Origin of the sequence: Pseudomonas sp. zfem004, from assembly GCF_032621715.1 — a bacterium.
Taxonomy (GTDB): Bacteria; Pseudomonadota; Gammaproteobacteria; order Pseudomonadales; family Pseudomonadaceae; genus Aquipseudomonas; species Aquipseudomonas sichuanensis.
In genome coordinates, this window is record NZ_JAVYJF010000001.1 from 13,218 (window position 1) to 31,750 (window position 18,533).

Here is an 18,533-nt window from a genome sequence, read left to right on the forward strand (position 1 = left end):
GGTCAGCCAGGGCACCCGGAAACTTCCGTGCCCGGCCCAATCAACAACAACAATGGTGATTCTGATGTTTTCCTGTGCCCGCCTTTTTGCAGTCCCTCTTCGCCTACTCCCCGCGCAGCGCCTGACGCGCTGATCCGCCCGAAACGTCCTTCCTTTCGCCGCGCCACGCCTGGAGTACCGCCATGCTGACCTTCCTCGGCTTTGCCATGGTCATCACCTTCATGTACCTGATCATGACCAAGCGCCTGTCGGCCTTGATCGCACTGATCCTGGTACCGATCCTGTTCGCCCTGTTCGGCGGCTTCTACAGCGACATCGGCCCGATGATGCTGCAAGGCATCAGCAAGCTCGCGCCCACCGGCGTGATGTTGATGTTCGCCATCCTGTACTTCGCCCTGATGATCGATTCCGGCCTGTTCGACCCGGCCGTGCGCAAGATCCTCAAGCTGGTCAAGGGCGACCCGCTGAAAGTCTCGGTCGGCACCGCCGTGCTGGCCCTGGTCGTCTCCCTCGACGGTGACGGCGCCACCACCTACATGATCTGCTGCGCCGCCATGCTGCCGCTGTACAGCCGCCTGGGGATGAGCCCGCGGATCATGGCCGGCCTGATCATCCTGGCCGGCGGGGTGATGAACATGACCCCCTGGGGCGGCCCGACTGCCCGCGCCGCCAGCGCCCTGCATGTGGATCCCTCGGACATCTTCGTGCCGATGATCCCGGCCATGGCATTCGGCGTGCTGGCGATCCTCGCCATCGCCTACTGGTATGGCCTGCGTGAACGTGCCCGCCTGGGTGAGCTGCACCTGCCGACCGACGACATCGACCACAGCGACATCAGCGTGTCGCAGTTCCCCGAAGCGCGTCGGCCCAAGCTGATCTGGTTCAACGGCGCCCTGACCGCCGCGCTGATGGTCGCGCTGATCGCAGGCGCGCTGCCGCTGCCGGTGCTGTTCATGATCGCCTTCAGTATCGCCATGATCGTCAACTACCCGTGCCTGCAACAGCAGAAGGACCGCATCGGCGCCCACGCCTCCAGCGTGCTGGCCGTGAGCGGGTTGATCTTCGCCGCCGGCATCTTCACCGGCATCCTGTCGGGCACCGGCATGGTCGACGCCATGTCCAAGAGCCTGCTGGCGGTGATCCCGGAAGCGTTCGGCCCGTACATGGCAGTGATCACCGCCCTGGTCAGCATGCCGTTCACCTTCTTCATGTCCAACGACGCCTTCTACTACGGCGTGCTGCCGGTGCTGTCGGAGTTCGCCAGCCACTACGGCGTCACCCCGGTGGAAATGGCCCGCGCATCGATCGTCGGCCAGCCGGTACACCTGCTCAGCCCGCTGGTACCCTCTACCTACCTGCTGGTGGCCCTGGCCGGCATCGAGTTCGGCGATCACCAGCGCTTCACCCTCAAGTGGGCAGTGCTGGTATGCCTGTGCATAATGTTCGGCGCGCTGGCCCTGGGCACATTCCCGCTGTTCAGCAGTCTGTAATACACACGCTTCATCCAACCGCAAAGCGCCCGCCCTCCGGGCGCTTTGCCATTACCGCTCGAAGGAATACACATGGAATGGCTGACCAGCCCGGAAATCTGGGTTGCCTTTTTCACCCTCACGGCCCTTGAGATCGTGCTCGGGATCGACAACATCATCATGATCTCGATCCTGGTCAGCCGCATGCCCAAGCACATGCAGCCGCGCACGCGGATCTTCGGCCTGGCCCTGGCCATGGTCACGCGGATCCTGCTGCTGCTGTCGATCACCTGGGTCATGCGCCTGACCGACGACCTGTTCCATGTGTTCGGCCAAGGCATCTCCGGGCGCGACCTGATCCTGTTCTTCGGCGGCCTGTTCCTGCTGTGGAAAAGCTCGCAAGAGATCTACCACGGCCTGGAAGGCGAGGACGAAAGCCCGGACGAGCCCAAGGGCGCGGGCGGCAAGTTCTTCTACACCATCATCCAGATCGCCATCATCGACATCGTGTTCTCGCTGGACTCGGTGATCACTGCCGTGGGCATGGTTTCCCACGTGCCGGTGATGATCGCCGCGATCATCGTCGCAGTACTGGTGATGATGCTCTGCGCCGGTACCATCAGCGACTTCATCGACAAGCACCCATCGCTGAAGATGCTTGCGCTTTCGTTCCTGATCGTCGTAGGTACCGTGCTGATCGCCGAATCTTTCGACGTTCATGTGCCGAAAGGCTACGTCTACTTCGCCATGGCCTTCTCGCTGGCGGTGGAAGCGATCAACATTCGCATGCGCACCGCAGCGGCGCGCAAGAAGGGTGAAGAGCCCGACGCGGTGAAACTGCGCAAGGACATTCCGGGTCAGTAAGGCCGGGGAGTGCAGTACACAAAGGGCCCTTCGGGGCCCTTTTTCATGGGCGTCCAGTTTTCATGGACTTCCAGCGTGGGAGCGGGCTTGCCCCGCGATCTCCTTTGATATCCATCGCGGGGCAAGCCCGCTCCCACAGAGTCGTGGCATGTTTCAAATATGTTTCAGCCATGCCAAGCTGGCGGCAGCCGCGCAAAACAACTAAAGCTTGAGTGAGCCCTGCACAAAACCGATGCCCACCCCCGGGCCAGGCTCACTGCATTGCCAATTGGCCCCGCACTGGGGCACAAGAATAAAGGGGGCCCGACCATGCTGACCCTGCTCAACCTGCTCTCCGCCGTGGCCCTGCTGGTATGGGGCACGCACATCGTCCGTACCGGCATCCTGCGCGTCTATGGCTCGAACCTGCGCCGGGTGCTCAGCCAGAACATGAACAAGCGCCCGCTGGCGTTCATCGCCGGCATCCTGGTCACCGCCATGGTGCAAAGCAGCAACGCCACCGCCATGCTGGTCACCTCGTTCGTCGGCCAGGGCCTGATGGCCATGACCCCGGCCCTGGCGATCATGCTCGGCGCCGACGTGGGTACCGCGCTGATGGCGCGGGTGCTGACCTTCGACCTGTCCTGGCTGTCGCCGCTGCTGATCTTCCTCGGGGTGATCTTCTTCCTGTCGCGCAAGCAGACCCGCGCCGGCCAACTGGGCCGCGTCGGCATCGGCCTGGGGCTGATCATCCTGGCGCTGCAACTGATCGTGCACGCCGCCACCCCGATCACCCACGCCCAGGGCGTGAAGGTGCTGTTCGCCTCGCTGACCGGCGACATCCTGCTCGACGCGTTGATCGGCGCGCTGTTCGCGATGATTTCCTACTCAAGCCTCGCCGCCGTGCTGCTGACCGCCACCCTGGCCGGTGCCGAGGTGATCAGCCTGCCGGTGGCCATCGGCCTGGTGATCGGCGCCAACATCGGCAGCGGCCTGCTGGCCTTCCTCACCACCAGCCTGCAGAACTCGGCCGGGCGCCGGGTGGCTCTGGGCAGCCTGCTGTACAAGCTGTTCGGCCTGGTACTGATCATCCCGGTGCTGCACCCGCTGGTGGACTGGATGGACAGCCTGAGCTTCAGCCCGCAGGAGCTGGTGATCGGCTTCCATCTGCTCTACAACACCTTGCGCTGCCTGCTGATGCTGCCCACGGTCAAGCCCATGGGCCGCCTGTGCGACTTCCTGCTGCCCGAACGGGGCAACGGCAATGGCCATACCCAGGCACGCCACCTCGACCCCACGGCACTCACTACCCCGAGCCTGGCGCTGGCCAACGCGGTGCGCGAAACCCTGCGCCTGGGCGACCTGGTCGACAGCCTGCTCGACGCCATGCTCGGTGCCCTGCGCGGCACCCAGACCGCCATGCCGCAGCAGGTGCGCACCCTCGCCGAAGACGCCGAGGCGCTGTACAACGCCATCAAGCTGTACCTGGCACAGATGCCCCGCGAAGACCTGAGTGAGCAGGACAACCGGCGCTGGGCCGAGATCATCGAGCTGGCGATCAACCTCAAGCTGGCCACCGACCTGATCGAGCGCATGCTGCGCAAGGTCCAGCAGCAGAAGACTTCCCAGCGCCGCGAGTTCTCGCAAACCGGCCTGGAAGAGCTGACCGGCCTGCAGGAGCAGCTGCTGGCCAACCTGCGCCTGGGCCTGTCGGTGTTCCTCAGCGCCGACCCGCAAAGCGCGCACCAGCTGCTGCGCGAAAAACGCCGCTTCCGCGCCCAGGAACGGCGCCTTGCGCATGCCCATGTCAGCCGCCTGCAACGTAAAGTGGTGCAAAGTATCGAAACCAGTTCGCTACACTTGGAGCTCATTGCCGACATGAAGCGGTTGAACTCTTTGTTCTGCAGCAGTGCCTATGTGGTACTGGGCGGCACCGACACCGGCGGGCTGATGCTCGACAGCGTGCCGGACGAAGCCCGCCAGCCTTGAGCCTTTGCCCCCGGAGACCGTAGCTCGCCCATGCGTTGTCTGATGTTCATTTGCCTGCTGATCGCCAGCCTGCCGACCTTCGCCCTCGATCGCTCGCGGGTCGAGGGCTACCTGTTGCCCAACGGCCTGCAGGTGATCCTCAAGTCCGGCTACGAGCGCGACCATGTGTCGATCCGCCTGGTGGTGGGTGTGGGCCTGGACGATTTCGACTGCAACCAGCGCGAACTGCCGCACCTGCTCGAACACCTGCTGTTCAGCGGCATCGACGACACCGGCGAGGGCGGCCTGGAAGAGCGCCTGCAAGAGCTGGGCGGGGAATGGAACGCCTTCACCAGCAGCGCCGACACCACCTTCGTCATCGAGGCCCCGGCACGCAACCAGCGCAAGGTGCTCGACCTGCTGCTGGCGCTGCTGCGCGACACCCGTATCGACGCCAAGGCGCTGGCCAACGCCAAGCGCATCATCGAACGCGAGGACGGCGGCCATTACGGGCACCTGCAACGCTGGCTCGACCGCCAGGAAGTCGGCCATCCGGCCAGCGACCAACTGGCGACCGAACTGGGCCTCAAGTGCAAGGAACGCTCCGACCTCGACGACATGACCCTGGAGCAGGTGCAGCACCTGCGCGAGCACTGGTACGCCGCCAACAACATGACCCTGATCGTCGTCGGCGGCCTCGACCGCCTGCTGCCGGCCTATCTGGAACGCACCTTCGGCGCCTTGCCGTCGTCCGAACCCGAAGAGCGCCGCACCCTCGAATCCATCAGCCAGCAGGCCGAGCAACGCCGCGACCTGACCCGAGGCTGGCTGGGCGACAACGTCAAACTGCACTGGCTGTTCATCGAGCCGACCCTGGACGCGGACAACGACCAGACCCTCGAGCTGCTCTCGCGCTACCTGGACTGGGCACTGTACGACCAGCTGCGCTTGCGCCACGGCCTGTCCTACGGCCCCTCGGCGCAACGCGAAAGCTTCGGCGACACTGGCCTGCTGAGCCTCAATGCAGACCTTGAGCGCCAGGACCTCGACGAGGCAGTGAAAGTACTCGAACAGTTGTTCGAGCACCTGCGCAAGCACGGCCTGGACCCGGACACCTTCGCCCGCATCAAGGACGCGGCGATCGCCCGCGAGAGCTGGAGCACCCAGGGCAACACGGCGTTGGCCGACTATTACTGGGGCGCGCTGAACGCCTACGAAAACGGCCGTTTCAGCGACCCGGTGCGTGCACTGCGCCAGGTCAGCCTCAAGCAGGCCAACGAGGCCCTGCGTGAGCTGCTCAAAGAGCCGGGGTACCTGCGTATCGAGAAGCCGCTGTTGGGGTATGACGAGCTGTATGGGTTGCTGGCGCTGTTGCTCGGGCTGATCCTTGCGGCCGGGCTGGTCCGCTGGCGGCGCGTAGTGGCGAATCGCCCCAGCGGCGCTACACGAAAGTAGGGGTTCGGCGGTATCCTGTTGGCCTTTCACCAGCGCTGATCGCGGGGCAAGCCCGCTCCCACGGAGCCATGATTTTCGTGGGAGCGGGCTTGCCCCGCGATCAGCGCCGGCACAGCCATCCTGAGCACCTGTCATAACCCCATGCCCCCAATACCCAACTTCGTCCTGCGCGTGATCGAACTGCTCAAGCGCTACCCCGGCATCATCGCGCTCTACGGCTTCCTGTCGGGTATCGGCAGTTTCATCCTGGTCGACCGCCAGGCCGGCCTGGCCAGCTGGATCGCCATCGTCATGCTGATCAGCTGGGTCTGGCTGATGCTGGAGAACACCCTCACCGAGCTGTTCGCCCGCACCTTCAAGCGTGAGATCCCACAGCCGCTGCTGCGCTTCGCAACGCAGATGATCCACCAGGAAAGCCTGTTCTTCGTCCTGCCGTTCTTCTTCATCACCACCACCTGGAACAGCGGCCAGCTGGTGTTCACCGGCCTGCTCGGCGCCGCGGGGCTGATTTCCATCGTCGACCCGCTGTATCACAAGTGGCTGGCCCCCAGACGCTGGCTGTTCCTGGCACTGCACACCCTGACGCTGTTCGCCGCACTGCTCACGGCACTGCCGATCATCCTGCACCTGACTACCGCGCAGAGCTTCAAGCTGGCGCTGGTCGCGGCGATGGTGCTGTCGTTCCCAAGCCTGGCCAGCAGCTTCCCGATCCGCAACTGGCGCCGTGGCGTGGGGCTGGTGCTGGTGACCTTGGCCGTGGGCGGCGGCGGCTGGCTGATGCGCTCCTGGGTGCCGCCGGCGACCCTGTGGATGACCGACGTGGCGATCAGCACCGAAGTGCTCAACCGCCAGCCGGGCGCGTCGCTGGAGGAAGTACCCGCCAGCCGCATCCGCAATGGCGGCCTGTACGCCTACACCGCAATCAATGCCCCGCGCGGCCTCAACGAGCGCATCTACCACGTGTGGCAGCTGGACGGCAAAGAGGTGGACCGCATCGCCCTGGACATTCACGGCGGGCGCAAGGAAGGCTACCGAGCCTGGACCCACAAGCAGAACTTCCCGCCCAACCCGGTGGGCAAGTGGCAGGTGAGGGTGCTGACCGAGGACGGGCAGGTGATTGGGGTGCTCAGGTTCAAAGTGGTGGATGACGCACCGAAAAGCTGATCGAATCAGGCCTTATCGCTGGCAAGCCAGCGATAAGGCCGCAACACCGTCTCACTGCGCTATGATCTGACTCGCCACCCGCCAGTCAGATGCATGGAGCCTATGACCGCCCCGAGCGCCGTTCTGGACAACAACCAGCAGCCCTCCCGCCTGCGTATCGTCGGCGACTGGACCCTGGCCCACTACGCCAGCCTCAAGCGCGACTGCGAGCTGCTGCGCAGCCAGTACGGCGCCGACACCCAGGTCGACCTCAGCCAGCTGGGCCGCCTGGACACCGCCGGCGCCTCACTGCTGGCCGAACTGCTCGGTTCCGACCGCCTGGCGCACTGTACCGAGCAACTCCCCGACGCCAGCCGCGCCCTGCTCAAGAACGTCTACTGCTCGGTGCAGGACTACTGCATCCCGGTCAAACAACCCGAGCGCCCGGTGCTGCTCCTGCTGCTGGCGCGCATCGGCTGCGCCGTCGACACCCTGTGGCAAGACTCCAGGCAAGTGCTGGGCTTTATCGGCCTGATCCTCGAAACCCTGCTGCGCCGCCTGCTGCAGCCCCACCGCTGGCGCGTCACCCCGGTGGTCGCCCACCTCGAACAGACCGGCCTGGATGCCGCCCCCATCGTTGCCCTGCTGACCTTCCTGGTCGGCGCCGTGGTGGCCTTCCTCGGCGCCACGGTGCTGGCCAACTTCGGCGCGACCATCTTCACCGTCGACCTGGTGGCGTTCTCTTTCCTGCGCGAATTCGCCGTGCTGCTGACCGCCATCCTCATGGCCGGGCGGACTGCCAGCGCGTTCACCGCGCAGATCGGCTCGATGAAAGCCAATGAAGAGATCGACGCCATCCGCACCCTGGGCCTGAACCCCATCGAGCTGCTGGTGGTGCCGCGGGTGCTGGCGCTGCTGATCGCGTTGCCGTTGCTGACCTTCGTCGCGATGATCTGCGGCATCGTCGGTGGCGCGGTGGTCTGCGCACTGTCGCTGGGCATCTCGCCGGCCATGTTCCTCTCGCTGCTGCAAAGCGACATCGGCGTGCAGCACTTCCTGGTAGGCCTGGCCAAGGCGCCGTTCTTCGCCTTCCTGATCGCCACCATCGGCTGCCTGGAAGGCTTCAAGGTCAGCGGCAGTGCCGAATCGGTGGGCGCCCACACCACCTCGGCGGTGGTGCAGTCGATCTTCGTGGTCATCGTGCTGGATGCGGTGGCCGCGCTGTTCTTCATGGAGATGGGCTGGTGAGCGGCCGGGAGGCGGTGATCGAAGCCCGGGGCATCTGCAACCGCTTCGGCAGCCAGAGCGTGCACGAAAACCTCGACCTGGACCTGTACCGCGGCGAAATCCTCGCAGTGGTGGGTGGTTCGGGCAGCGGCAAGTCGGTGTTGTTGCGCAGCATCATCGGTTTGCGCCGGCCCAACGAAGGCATCGTCAAGGTGTTCGGCCAGGACCTGGCCAGCCTCGACGAAGGCCAGCGGTCGCAGGTGGAGCGGCGCTTTGGCGTGCTGTTCCAGAAGGGCGCGCTGTTCTCGTCGCTGACCGTCACCGAGAACGTCGCGCTGCCGCTGATCGAGCACGCCGGCCTGTCGCGCGCCGACGCCGAGCACCTGGCCGGGGTCAAGCTGGCCCTGGCCGGGCTGCCGATCAGCGCTGCCGACAAGTACCCGGCCTCGCTGTCCGGCGGCATGATCAAGCGCGCGGCCCTGGCTCGGGCCCTGGCGCTGGACCCGGACATCCTGTTCCTCGACGAGCCCACTGCCGGCCTCGACCCGATCGGCGCCGCCGCCTTCGACCAACTGATCCTCACCTTGCGCGACGCCCTGGGGCTGTCGGTGTTCCTGATCACCCACGACCTGGACACCCTCTACACCATCACCGACCGGGTGGCAGTGCTGTCGCAGAAGAAAGTGCTGGTGGCCGGCCCCCTGCGTGAAGTCGAACAGACCGACGACCCCTGGATTCACGAATACTTTCACGGCCCGCGCGGCCGGGCGGCCGAAGACGCCGCCCTGCGCGCCCGCCAGGAGCCCTGAACGATGGAAACCCGAGCGCATCATGTCCTGATCGGCCTGGTCACCGTGCTGGTGGTGACGGGCGCCATGCTGTTTGGCCTGTGGCTGACCAAGTCCAGCGTCGACGACACCTTCAAGGATTACGAAGTGGTGTTCAACGAAGCCGTCTCCGGCCTGTCCCGCGGCAGCCCGGTGCAGTACAACGGCATCAAGGTCGGCGACGTCAGCACCCTGCGCCTGGACCCGAAAGACCCGCGCCGGGTACTGGCGCGCATTCGCCTGTCCGCCGACACGCCGGTGAAGGAAGACACCAAGGCCAAGCTGACCCTGGCCGGGGTCACCGGCAACTCGTTCATCCAGCTCACCGGCGGCACCCCGCAAAGCCCACCGCTCAAAGGCCAGGACGGCAAACTGCCGGTGATCGTCGCCTCGCCATCGCCGATCTCGCAGCTGCTCAATGACAGCAGCGACCTGGTGACCAACATCAACTTGCTGCTGCACAACGCCAACCAGATGTTCTCGCAAGACAACATCGAGCACCTGAGCAACACCCTGGCCAACCTCGACCAGACGACCGGCGCTTTCGCCAGCCACAAAGACGGCATCAGTGCGGCCATCTCCCAACTGGGCGAGGTCGGCAAGCAGGCCAGCGCGACCCTGGCCGAGACCCAGGCGCTGATGCGCAACGCCAACGGCCTGCTCGGCAACCAGGGCAAGCAGGCCATCGGCAGCGCCGAGCAGGCCATGCAGTCGCTGGCGCAAAGCAGTGCGACCATCAACAGCCTGCTGCAGGACAACCGCCAGTCCCTCGACGACGGCGCCCAGGGCCTGAACCAGATCGCCCCGGCCATCCGCGAGCTGCGCGAGACCCTCAACGCGCTCAAGGGCATCTCCCGGCGCCTGGAGGCCGACCCCAGCGGCTATCTGCTCGGTCGCGACAACAACAAGGAGTTCCAGCCATGAGCCCGTCGCCGCGCCTGCTCGCCCTGGCCGCCACGCTGAGCCTGGCCTCGGCCTGCTCGATCCTGCCGAAGACCGAACCTGTGGATATCTACCGCCTGCCCGTGCACCAGGCGGCCGGCAACGCCACATCGGCGAGCTGGTCGCTGCGCCTGAACAAACCCTTGGCCAGCGAAGCCCTGGCCGGGCCGCGCATCGCGGTGATCCCCCAGGGTGACGTGATCAGCAGCTACAAGGGCGCGCGCTGGAGCGACCCGGTGCCCATGCTGGTGCGCAACCGCCTGCTCGATGGTTTCCAGCGCGACGGCCGGGTGCAGCGCCTGAGTGCCGACGACGCCAACCTGCAGGCCGACTACGAACTGGGCGGCGAGCTGCAGGCGTTCCAGAGTGAATACCGGGCCAAGGACCAGGTGGAGGTGGTGATCCGCTACGACGCGCGGCTGGTGCAGGGGCGCAGCCAGCGCATCCTCGCCAGCAAGCGCTTCGAGGTGCGTCAGCCACTCACCGGCACGCAGGTGCCGTCAGCGGTCGCCGGCTTCGGCGCGGCCAGCGACCAGCTGGCGCGCCAGGTGATCGACTGGACCGTAAGTCAGGCCGCTCAGGCTCAGGCGAAGAACCAGTAGCAGACGAAGATCGCCGCGACCACGCCGGCCAGCTCGGCCAGCAGGGCGCAGCCTACGGCGTGGCGCACCCGCTGGATGCCCACCGCGCCGAAATACACCGCCAGCACGTAGAAGGTGGTTTCGGTGCTGCCCTGGACAGTCGCTGCCACCAGGGCCGGGAAGCTGTCCACGCCATGGGTCTGCATGGTTTCGATCAGCATGGCCCGCGCCGCGCTGCCGGAGAACGGCTTGACCAGCGCGGTGGGCAGACCCTCGACGAAACGGTTGTCCAGGCCCATCCAGCCCACCGCATGGCGGATACCGTCCAGGGCCAGCTCCAGTGCGCCGGAAGCGCGCAGCACGCCCACCGCCACCAGCATGGCCACCAGGTACGGCAGCAGGCTCTTGGCCACGTCGAAACCTTCCTTGGCGCCTTCGACGAACACCTCGTACACCTTCACCCGCTTCAAGGCGCCGATCACCAGGAACAGGATGATTACGCCGAACAGCGTCAGGTTGCCGAGGATCGACGACAGGCTGGCCAGCGCGGCCGCCGAGAGGGTGCCGAGAAACGCCATGAACCCGCCCAGCAGCAGCGCACCGGGAATCAGGTAGGCCAGCACCACCGGGTCCCACAGGCGCAGGCGCTGCATCACCGCCACCGACAGCAGGCCGACCAGGGTCGAGCAACTGGTGGCCAGCAGGATCGGCAGGAATACCAGGGTCGGGTCGGTCGCGCCCTGCTGGGCGCGGTACATGAAGATGGTCACCGGCAGCAGGGTCAGCGACGAAGCGTTGAGCACCAGGAACAGGATCTGCGCGTTGCTCGCCGTGGTGCTGCTGGGGTTGAGCTCCTGCAGCGCGCGCATGGCCTTGAGGCCGATGGGGGTGGCGGCGTTGTCCAGGCCCAGGCCGTTGGCGGCGAAGTTCATGGTGATCAGGCCCAGGGCAGGGTGGCCGGGCGGCACTTCCGGCATCAGCCGGGCGAACAGCGGGCCGAGCACCTTGGCCAGCCATTCGACGATGCCGGCCTTTTCGGCGATCTTGAGAAAGCCCAGCCACAGCGTGAGGGTGCCGAACAGCAGGACCATGACCTCGACCGACAGCTTGGCCATGGCGAAGATGCTCTCGACCATCGCGGCGAAGATGCCGGCGTTGCCGCCGACCAGCCACTGGGCCAGGGCGGAAATGGCCGCCACCAGGAAAAAGCCGAGCCAGAGGCCGTTGAGCATCTGTGATCCCCCGTGAAAAATGCCCGAATGATAGCGCAATCGCCGCTAACCCTGTGGGAGCGGGTTCACCCGCGAAGCAGTCAACTCGGTAACTGGCACCGGCTCTGCCGGTGTTCGCGGGTAAACCCGCTCCCACAGGATCCGATGCTCCACAACGGAATGTAAAAAGCCCCGACTAGTCGGGGCTTTTCATGTAGCGCTAAAGGCTTACTGGTTGACGGTCTTGCCAGCCACCACTGCCTCGGTCTTGCCCTTGTCCAGCACCAGCGACTGGTAGTACGCCGCGCCTTTTTCGGCGTCGTACATACCCTGCCACTTGGCGATGACCACGGCGGCCAGGGCGTTACCCACCACGTTCAGCGCGGTACGGGCCATGTCCATGATGCGGTCGACACCGGCGATGAAGGCCAGGCCTTCCAGCGGGATACCGACGCTGCCCAGGGTGGCCAGCAGCACCACGAAGGACACGCCCGGTACGCCGGCGATACCTTTGGAAGTGACCATCAGGGTCAGCACCAGCAGCAGTTGCTGGCTCCAGGACAGGTCGATGCCGTACAGCTGGGCGATGAAGATCGCCGCGATGCTCTGGTACAGGGTCGAGCCGTCGAGGTTGAACGAGTAGCCGGTCGGCACCACGAACGAGCAGATCGACTTCGGCGCGCCGTACTTTTCCATCTTCTCGATCACGCGCGGCAGCACGGTCTCGGAGCTGGAAGTGGAGTAGGCGAGGATCAGCTCGTCTTTCATGATGCGCATGATCTTGATGATCGAGAAGCCGAACACGCGCGCCACCAGGCCCAGCACCATGAAGGCGAAGAAGGCGATGGCGAAGTACACCAGCAGCACCAGCTTGGCCAGCGGCAGCAGGGAGGCGAAGCCGAAGTTGGCGACGGTGGCGGCGATCAGGGCGAACACGCCGATCGGGGCGTAGTTCATGATCATGTGGGTGACCTTGAACATGGTCTCCGACACGCCCTGGAAGGTGCGCACCAGCGGCTCGCGCAGCTCGGCGTTGAGGCTCGACAAGCCCATGCCGAACATGACCGAGAAGAAGATGATCGGCAGCATTTCGCCACGCATCAGCGCTGCGAAGATGTTCGACGGGATCAGGTTGAGCAGGGTTTCGATGAACGCGTGCTCATGCTGCACCTCGGCCGCGGTGGCCTGGTACTTGGAGATGTCGACGGTGCCCAGGGTGCTCATGTCGATGCCGGCGCCCGGGTGGAACACGTTGGCCAGCACCAGGCCGACGACGATCGCGATGGTGGTCACCACCTCGAAGTAGAGGATGGTCTTCAGGCCGATGCTGCCCAGTTTCTTCGCGTCGCCAACTCCGGCGATACCCACGATCAGCGACGAAATCACGATCGGGACAACGATCATCTTGATCAGGCGAATGAAGATGTCGCCGGCCGGCTGGAGGACGTTGCTGATCCACCATGCCTTTTCTGCACTGAAATGATTCAGTAGCGCGCCGACTGCAACGCCCAGCAACAGACCGATGACGATCTGCCAGGCGAGGCTCAGTTTTGCCTTCTTCATGTCATTACCCTTTGTTGTAGTGGTCAAGGACGCCAACCGCTAAGCCGCGTACCAGAGCCGTTTAAAGCGTGATGGCAACACGAGCTTGGCGTGCGGTGGCCCCATGAAAGGACACCGCGAGCACATCTTTCGAGTGCTTGGGCCAGGGAAAAAGGCGGCAACTATTGCGATGGGAAGGAGGGCAGTCTAATGCCGGAAACGAGTACCCCATGCCGAATCGGCATGAGACTAGAACTCGAAATCGAGCATCGCCAAGCCCTTGATTTTCAACGTTCGGATTTCCGAACAAGACCAAAGCGCCATAATTCGGCAGATTTGACGGCGCGCGAACGGGGGTTTGAATGGCGTGTTCGACAATCCGAATGGCTGAAATGCCACTGAACCTGAGCTGTCAGTCAGGCTAAAAAATTTCGATGTACGGTCAAGTCAAAATGTGTCTTTGGTGAAAAGACGCACATATATAAGGAAGGAGTCCTACAAAAAGGCACCTCGGAAGCCAGATCGGTCTCTGATCCCTGTAGGGCATGACCGATCTGCAGCTTCCGATGCCACCTTCGCCTGACCCGGCCCATTGCGGAGGTACTCCCTGTACCCCTAGGCCACTCCGATCCTGCAACAATCAGAACAGCCCGGCCCCCTGGTCATGCGCTGCCCCTCCTCGGGGCGGCGCATCATAGAAGCCAGAAAGATAGAAAGGTTCAGCTTCTATTTCGTGACAGTACGTACCCGCAGGCCTTGAAGGGCTCAGTACCAGTTCGGGTCGCGCTTGAGTTGCTCCTGCAGCAAGGCTTTCATGCCGTCGTCAGGTTTGCCCAGCCACCGATAGTCCGCATGGCGGGTGGGCGACTTGTCCGAGGGCAGGCCTTCGGGTACTTCCACGAGCATCCCGTAGGCAGTGTCCTTGTCCCAGCTGAACGCCACGATCAGGCGCTTGTAGGTGCAGGTGCTGTCGGCCTCGCACAATGGGCCGACCAGATACTGCTCGCCGTCCTCGGTGACTGCCGACATCTGCAGCGGGGCGCTGCCGGTGAGGTTGATCACCCACTCGGGCAAACGCTCCTCGCCCTTGATCGTGTGCTGCCAGGTTTGCTGGTATTCGGGGTCCGAGCCTAACAACTGGTTGGCCCGGACCTGGCCGTCATTGGCCGCCAGCGCCAGGCTGCCGGCGCCCGCAAGCAGGGCACCGGCCAAGGCGTGGCAAAGCATCCGCTTCATGGTTCAACCCCTGCCTCGTCCAAAGAAGAAAGAAGCCACGAACAGCACCAGGAAGACGATGAACAGGATCTTCGCGATACCGGTCGCCGCGCCAGCGATACCACCGAAGCCCAGGACCGCGGCGACAATGGCGATGATCAGGAAGGTGATAGCCCAGCTCAGCATGATGTTTCTCCTTTCGTGTGCAAAATCGTTGGTGGTCTAGAACACCCAGCGTTGCTCGGGCTGGACGTTCTCGACCCGTGCAGGGGTGGTGTCACCCACCGGCAACGGCTCCAGCGCCGTTACCTGCGTGCTCACTCGGCTCGCCCTGAGCTGCGTCAGCACCAGGGTCTGCGCCGCGACCTGGTCGGCCAGGCGAGCGGTCTGCCAGCTGTAGTAGAACTGGCCGGCTGCCAGGGTGATCAGCAAGGCCGCACCGAGGAACAGCAACTGGCGCAGGGGCAGTACGGCGTACTGCGTGCGGTTGACGGGTGGGTGATTCATGCCGGCTCCTCCTGCTGTACTTGTTCTTGAAACCTGAACAGGTATTTGCAGCTCGCGTGCCAGTCTTTTTCAGCTTATAAACTTCAATAAAATCAGATATTTATGAAATTCTGCAAAATTGAGCGGGGCGTATCCTGCACGATGGCCTGCAAACGCGTCGGGCGATTTGCACGATTCACCCTCGCGCCTGGCCCACACTTTGGGGCGGGTGGCATCCATCAAAGCTCTGCACAACCGTCATGATGGCCATTCCCTTGCAACCAACTCCCAAGTTATCAGTCACTTAGTCACCATGAAGGCAACCGGCTAGCATGCAGGGCGTCGGATCAATCAGAATCAACCATGCAACTTGCCCGATTTTTCCGACACTAATTGAGATCTATCCCAAAGGAGCGCAGGAAAATGGAATCAGCCCAGGACAACCAAGGCCGCATTCTGCTGGTGGACGATGAGTCCGCCATCCTGCGTACCTTCCGCTACTGCCTCGAGGACGAGGGCTATAGCGTGGCCACCGCCAACAGTGCCGCCCAGGCCGAGGCCCTGCTGCAACGCCAGGTGTTCGACCTGTGCTTCCTCGACTTGCGCCTGGGCGAGGACAACGGCCTCGATGTACTGGCGCAGATGCGCGTCCAGGCCCCCTGGATGCGCGTGGTGATCGTCACGGCCCATTCGGCGATCGATACCGCCGTGGACGCGATCCAGGCCGGCGCCGCCGACTACCTGGTCAAACCCTGCAGCCCTGACCAACTGCGCCTGGCTACCGCCAAGCAACTGGAAGTGCGCCAGCTGTCGGCGCGCCTGGAAGCCCTGGAAGGCGAGCTGCGCAAGCCCAAGGACGGCCTCGACTCCCACAGCCCGGCCATGATGGCCGTGCTGGAAACCGCCCGGCAGGTGGCGACCACCGACGCCAACATCCTCATCCTCGGCGAGTCGGGCACCGGCAAGGGCGAGCTGGCCCGCGCCATTCATGGCTGGAGCAAGCGCGCGCGCAAGGCCTGCGTGACCATCAACTGCCCATCGCTCAATGCCGAGCTGATGGAGAGCGAGCTGTTCGGCCACACCCGGGGCGCCTTCACCGGCGCCAGCGAAAGCACCCTGGGGCGGGTCAGCCAGGCTGACGGCGGTACCTTGTTCCTCGACGAGATCGGCGATTTTCCCCTCACATTGCAGCCAAAACTGCTGCGCTTCATCCAGGACAAGGAGTACGAACGGGTCGGCGACCCGGTCACCCGCCGGGCCGATGTGCGCATCCTGGCGGCGACCAACCTCAACCTGGACGAGATGGTCCGCGAGAACCGCTTCCGTGAAGACCTGCTCTATCGCCTGAACGTGATCACCCTGCACCTGCCACCGCTGCGTGAGCGCAGCGAGGACATCCTGACCCTGGCCGAGCGCTTCCTCGCCCGCTTCGTCAAAGAGTATTCGCGCCCGGCCCGTGGCTTCAGCGACGAAGCCCGCGCGGCGCTGCTCAATTACCGCTGGCCAGGCAACATCCGTGAGCTGCGCAACGTGGTCGAGCGCGCCAGCATCATCTGCCCGCAGGAGCGCGTGGAAATCAGCCACCTGGGCATGGGCGAGCAGCCTGCTGGCAACGCACCACGGGTCGGCGCCGCACTAAGCCTGGACGAACTGGAGCGCGCCCATATCGCGGCAGTGCTGGCGTCCAGCGACACCCTCGACCAGGCCGCCAAGACCCTGGGCATCGACGCCTCCACGCTGTACCGCAAGCGCAAGCAGTTCAACCTGTGAAAACGCCGATGAAGCTGCGCACGCGGCTGTTCCTGAGCATTTCGGCGCTGGTCACAGTGGCCCTGCTGGGGCTGCTGCTGGGGCTGGTCAGCGTGCTGCAGATGGCGACCATGCAGCAGCGCCTGGTGCAGGACACCTCCCAGACCCTGGAGCTGGGCCTGAAGTTGCGGCAGAACCTGGGCGAGCAGCTGACCCTGATGCTCGACGAGGACACCACCGCGCAAAGCCTGGTCAGCTTGCAGAACGAGTTCCAGGCCCTGCTCACCCAAGGGCTGGAGCAGGGCGGCGAGCGGACCGGATTCAGCAAAGCCGCCAGCCATTACCAGGCCTTCCTCCAGGCCTACCGGGAAAGCCCGGCCCCCGCGCGCAGCCTGGGTACCGAGCAGCCCTTGGGGGCGGCCTTCAGCCAGTTGCGCAACGACCTGCTCAACTCGCACGAGCAGGCGTTGCAGCACATCACCCGCAGTGAGGAAACGTCCCGCGACCGCGCACTGCTGATCAGCGGCCTGCTTGGCCTGATGGGCCTGGCCGTGCTGGTGCTGGGCTTCATCACAGCGCACAACATCGCCCGGCGCTTCGGCCAGCCCATCGAGGCGCTGGCCAAGGCCGCCGACCAACTGGGGCAAGGCAACTTCGACGTAACCCTGCCCGTCACCCAGGCCACCGAGCTGAACCAGCTGACCCGGCGCTTCGGGCTGATGGCCGATGCCCTGCGCAAGCATCAGGCGACCAACGTCGACGAACTGCTCGCGGGCCAGCAGCGCCTGCAAGCGGTGCTCGACAGCATCGACGACGGCCTGCTGATCATCGACCGCCAGGGCCGCCTGGAGCACCTCAACCCGGTAGCCCAGCGCCAGTTGGGCTGGGACCACGGCCGCCTCGGCGCGAGCCTGGCCGAAGCGCTGCAACGCCCGGAGCTGGAGCAGCAACTGCGCCAGGTGCTGCGGGGCGGCAGCCTGGATCGCCCGCCCGACGACCTGAGCCTGGAGGTGGACGAAGAAAGCCGTTTGCTGACCTACAGCCTGACCCCGGTCAGCCACCCGCAAGGGCCGATCCTCGGCGCGGTGATGGTGCTGCACGATGTCACCGAACAGCGCGCCTTCGAGCGGGTACGCAGCGAGTTCGTGTTGCGCGCCTCCCACGAACTGCGCACCCCGGTCACCGGCATGCACATGGCCTTCGGCCTGCTGCGCGAGCGGGTCAGCTTCCCGGCCGAGGCCCGTGAACATGACCTGCTTGAGACCATCGGCGAGGAGATGCAGCGCCTCACCCAACTGATCAACGACCTGCTCAACTTCTCCCGCTACCAGAGCGGCCTGCAAAAGCTGGAGCTGGCGCCCTGCGCACTGGACGATTTGTTCGAACGCGCCCAGGCCCGCTTTGCCGAGCAGGCTGCGGCAAAACAGATCGAGCTGATTCGCGAACTGGAACCGCCGCTGCCGCGGATCCAGGCCGATGTCGCCCAGCTCGACCGGGTGCTGGATAACCTGCTGCACAACGCCATCCGCCATACCGCCAACGGCGGGCATATCCGCCTGCATGCTCGGCGGCACGCGGAGCGGGTGATCGTCAGCGTCGAGGACAACGGCGAAGGCATCGCCTATGGCCAGCAGGGGCGGATCTTCGAGCCGTTCGTGCAGGTCGGGCGCAAGAAAGGCGGAGCCGGCCTGGGCCTGGCGCTGTGCAAGGAGATCGTGCAGTTGCATGGCGGGCGCATGGGAGTGTTCTCACGGCCGGGGCAGGGGACACAGTTCTACATGGCGTTGCCGGTTTGAGTGCAGCGCCGGCCTGAACGCTTGAGCTTGGCTCACCGGCCACATCGCCGGCAAGCCGACTCCCACAAGGATCACCGTA

General features: G+C 64.7%; 16 protein-coding genes. 11 read left to right on the forward strand and 5 right to left on the reverse strand.

The genetic code is table 11. From position 1 onward, the window contains the following. Positions 1-182 precede the first annotated feature (182 nt). From RTH46_RS00070 to RTH46_RS00110, 9 genes are all read left to right on the forward strand, one after another. Entirely contained in the window at positions 183-1,490 is a 1,308-nt protein-coding gene (locus tag RTH46_RS00070) for a CitMHS family transporter (protein WP_153788303.1), read from the forward strand. A gap of 72 nt (positions 1,491-1,562) precedes the next feature. Beyond that, complete coding sequence (locus RTH46_RS00075) at positions 1,563-2,333, forward strand: TerC family protein (RefSeq protein WP_153788301.1); 771 nt, start codon at positions 1,563-1,565, stop codon at positions 2,331-2,333. A 309-nt stretch (positions 2,334-2,642) separates the two neighbouring features. Further along, positions 2,643-4,301 (forward strand): Na/Pi cotransporter family protein, encoded by a 1,659-nt coding sequence (locus tag RTH46_RS00080; RefSeq protein ID WP_153788299.1) that lies wholly within the window; start codon positions 2,643-2,645, stop codon positions 4,299-4,301. A 30-nt stretch (positions 4,302-4,331) separates the two neighbouring features. Beyond that, the gene (locus tag RTH46_RS00085) at positions 4,332-5,735 is read left to right on the forward strand and encodes a M16 family metallopeptidase (protein WP_316904799.1); all 1,404 of its coding nucleotides are present in this window, start codon (positions 4,332-4,334) and stop codon (positions 5,733-5,735) included. A gap of 141 nt (positions 5,736-5,876) precedes the next feature. Continuing rightward, entirely contained in the window at positions 5,877-6,899 is a 1,023-nt protein-coding gene (locus RTH46_RS00090) for a DUF5924 family protein (RefSeq protein WP_153788295.1), read from the forward strand. Positions 6,900-6,992: 93 nt separating this feature from the next. Next, the gene (locus tag RTH46_RS00095; protein WP_316904800.1) at positions 6,993-8,126 is read left to right on the forward strand and encodes an MlaE family lipid ABC transporter permease subunit; all 1,134 of its coding nucleotides are present in this window, start codon (positions 6,993-6,995) and stop codon (positions 8,124-8,126) included. Beyond that, positions 8,123-8,914, forward strand: a complete 792-nt coding sequence (locus tag RTH46_RS00100) for an ABC transporter ATP-binding protein (RefSeq protein ID WP_316904801.1) — start codon at positions 8,123-8,125, stop codon at positions 8,912-8,914. Before RTH46_RS00095 ends, RTH46_RS00100 begins: the two co-directional genes overlap by 4 nt. Before the next feature lie 3 nt (positions 8,915-8,917). Further along, complete coding sequence (locus RTH46_RS00105; RefSeq protein WP_153788289.1) at positions 8,918-9,856, forward strand: MlaD family protein; 939 nt, start codon at positions 8,918-8,920, stop codon at positions 9,854-9,856. After that, positions 9,853-10,476, forward strand: coding sequence for an ABC-type transport auxiliary lipoprotein family protein (locus tag RTH46_RS00110; RefSeq protein ID WP_153788287.1), 624 nt, complete (start codon positions 9,853-9,855; stop codon positions 10,474-10,476). The genes RTH46_RS00105 and RTH46_RS00110 overlap by 4 nt, the downstream gene beginning before the upstream one ends. Here RTH46_RS00110 and RTH46_RS00115 read toward each other — a convergent pair. The 5 genes from RTH46_RS00115 to RTH46_RS00135 form a co-directional block, all read right to left on the reverse strand. Next, positions 10,458-11,687, reverse strand: coding sequence for a nucleoside recognition domain-containing protein (locus RTH46_RS00115; RefSeq protein ID WP_153788285.1), 1,230 nt, complete (start codon positions 11,685-11,687; stop codon positions 10,458-10,460). The two genes, RTH46_RS00110 and RTH46_RS00115, sit on opposite strands and share 19 nt — an antisense overlap. 207 nt (positions 11,688-11,894) lie before the next feature. Continuing rightward, complete coding sequence (gene gltP, locus RTH46_RS00120) at positions 11,895-13,229, reverse strand: glutamate/aspartate:proton symporter GltP (RefSeq protein ID WP_153788283.1); 1,335 nt, start codon at positions 13,227-13,229, stop codon at positions 11,895-11,897. A gap of 744 nt (positions 13,230-13,973) precedes the next feature. Beyond that, positions 13,974-14,444 (reverse strand): inhibitor of vertebrate lysozyme family protein, encoded by a 471-nt coding sequence (locus tag RTH46_RS00125; RefSeq protein WP_316904802.1) that lies wholly within the window; start codon positions 14,442-14,444, stop codon positions 13,974-13,976. Between the two features lie 3 nt (positions 14,445-14,447). After that, complete coding sequence (locus RTH46_RS00130; protein WP_003252966.1) at positions 14,448-14,609, reverse strand: DUF1328 domain-containing protein; 162 nt, start codon at positions 14,607-14,609, stop codon at positions 14,448-14,450. A 36-nt stretch (positions 14,610-14,645) separates the two neighbouring features. Further along, positions 14,646-14,930: a hypothetical protein gene (locus tag RTH46_RS00135; RefSeq protein ID WP_316904803.1), complete on the reverse strand. Its 285-nt coding sequence runs from the start codon at positions 14,928-14,930 to the stop codon at positions 14,646-14,648. A gap of 402 nt (positions 14,931-15,332) precedes the next feature. Here RTH46_RS00135 and algB point away from each other — a divergent pair, with 402 nt between their 5' ends. Together algB and RTH46_RS00145 are read left to right on the forward strand one after the other, a co-directional pair. Beyond that, positions 15,333-16,679: a sigma-54-dependent response regulator transcription factor AlgB gene (gene algB, locus RTH46_RS00140; RefSeq protein WP_316904804.1), complete on the forward strand. Its 1,347-nt coding sequence runs from the start codon at positions 15,333-15,335 to the stop codon at positions 16,677-16,679. 8 nt (positions 16,680-16,687) lie between these two features. After that, positions 16,688-18,454, forward strand: coding sequence for a KinB sensor domain-containing domain (locus RTH46_RS00145; protein WP_410478542.1), 1,767 nt, complete (start codon positions 16,688-16,690; stop codon positions 18,452-18,454). Positions 18,455-18,533 lie beyond the last annotated feature (79 nt).

What these genes read in the sequence shown, in the direction of transcription:
- RTH46_RS00070 (WP_153788303.1), top strand. Translation starts at nt 183, where the DNA reads ATGCTGACCTTCCTCGGCTTTGCCATGGTCATCACCTTCATGTACCTG.
- RTH46_RS00075 (WP_153788301.1), top strand. Translation starts at nt 1,563, where the DNA reads ATGGAATGGCTGACCAGCCCGGAAATCTGGGTTGCCTTTTTCACCCTC.
- RTH46_RS00080 (WP_153788299.1), top strand. Translation starts at nt 2,643, where the DNA reads ATGCTGACCCTGCTCAACCTGCTCTCCGCCGTGGCCCTGCTGGTATGG.
- RTH46_RS00085 (WP_316904799.1), top strand. Translation starts at nt 4,332, where the DNA reads ATGCGTTGTCTGATGTTCATTTGCCTGCTGATCGCCAGCCTGCCGACC.
- RTH46_RS00090 (WP_153788295.1), top strand. Translation starts at nt 5,877, where the DNA reads ATGCCCCCAATACCCAACTTCGTCCTGCGCGTGATCGAACTGCTCAAG.
- RTH46_RS00095 (WP_316904800.1), top strand. Translation starts at nt 6,993, where the DNA reads ATGGAGCCTATGACCGCCCCGAGCGCCGTTCTGGACAACAACCAGCAG.
- RTH46_RS00105 (WP_153788289.1), top strand. Translation starts at nt 8,918, where the DNA reads ATGGAAACCCGAGCGCATCATGTCCTGATCGGCCTGGTCACCGTGCTG.
- RTH46_RS00110 (WP_153788287.1), top strand. Translation starts at nt 9,853, where the DNA reads ATGAGCCCGTCGCCGCGCCTGCTCGCCCTGGCCGCCACGCTGAGCCTG.
- RTH46_RS00115 (WP_153788285.1), bottom strand. Translation starts at nt 11,687, where the DNA reads ATGCTCAACGGCCTCTGGCTCGGCTTTTTCCTGGTGGCGGCCATTTCC.
- gltP (WP_153788283.1), bottom strand. Translation starts at nt 13,229, where the DNA reads ATGAAGAAGGCAAAACTGAGCCTCGCCTGGCAGATCGTCATCGGTCTG.
- RTH46_RS00125 (WP_316904802.1), bottom strand. Translation starts at nt 14,444, where the DNA reads ATGAAGCGGATGCTTTGCCACGCCTTGGCCGGTGCCCTGCTTGCGGGC.
- RTH46_RS00130 (WP_003252966.1), bottom strand. Translation starts at nt 14,609, where the DNA reads ATGCTGAGCTGGGCTATCACCTTCCTGATCATCGCCATTGTCGCCGCG.
- RTH46_RS00135 (WP_316904803.1), bottom strand. Translation starts at nt 14,930, where the DNA reads ATGAATCACCCACCCGTCAACCGCACGCAGTACGCCGTACTGCCCCTG.
- algB (WP_316904804.1), top strand. Translation starts at nt 15,333, where the DNA reads ATGGAATCAGCCCAGGACAACCAAGGCCGCATTCTGCTGGTGGACGAT.
- RTH46_RS00145 (WP_410478542.1), top strand. Translation starts at nt 16,688, where the DNA reads ATGAAGCTGCGCACGCGGCTGTTCCTGAGCATTTCGGCGCTGGTCACA.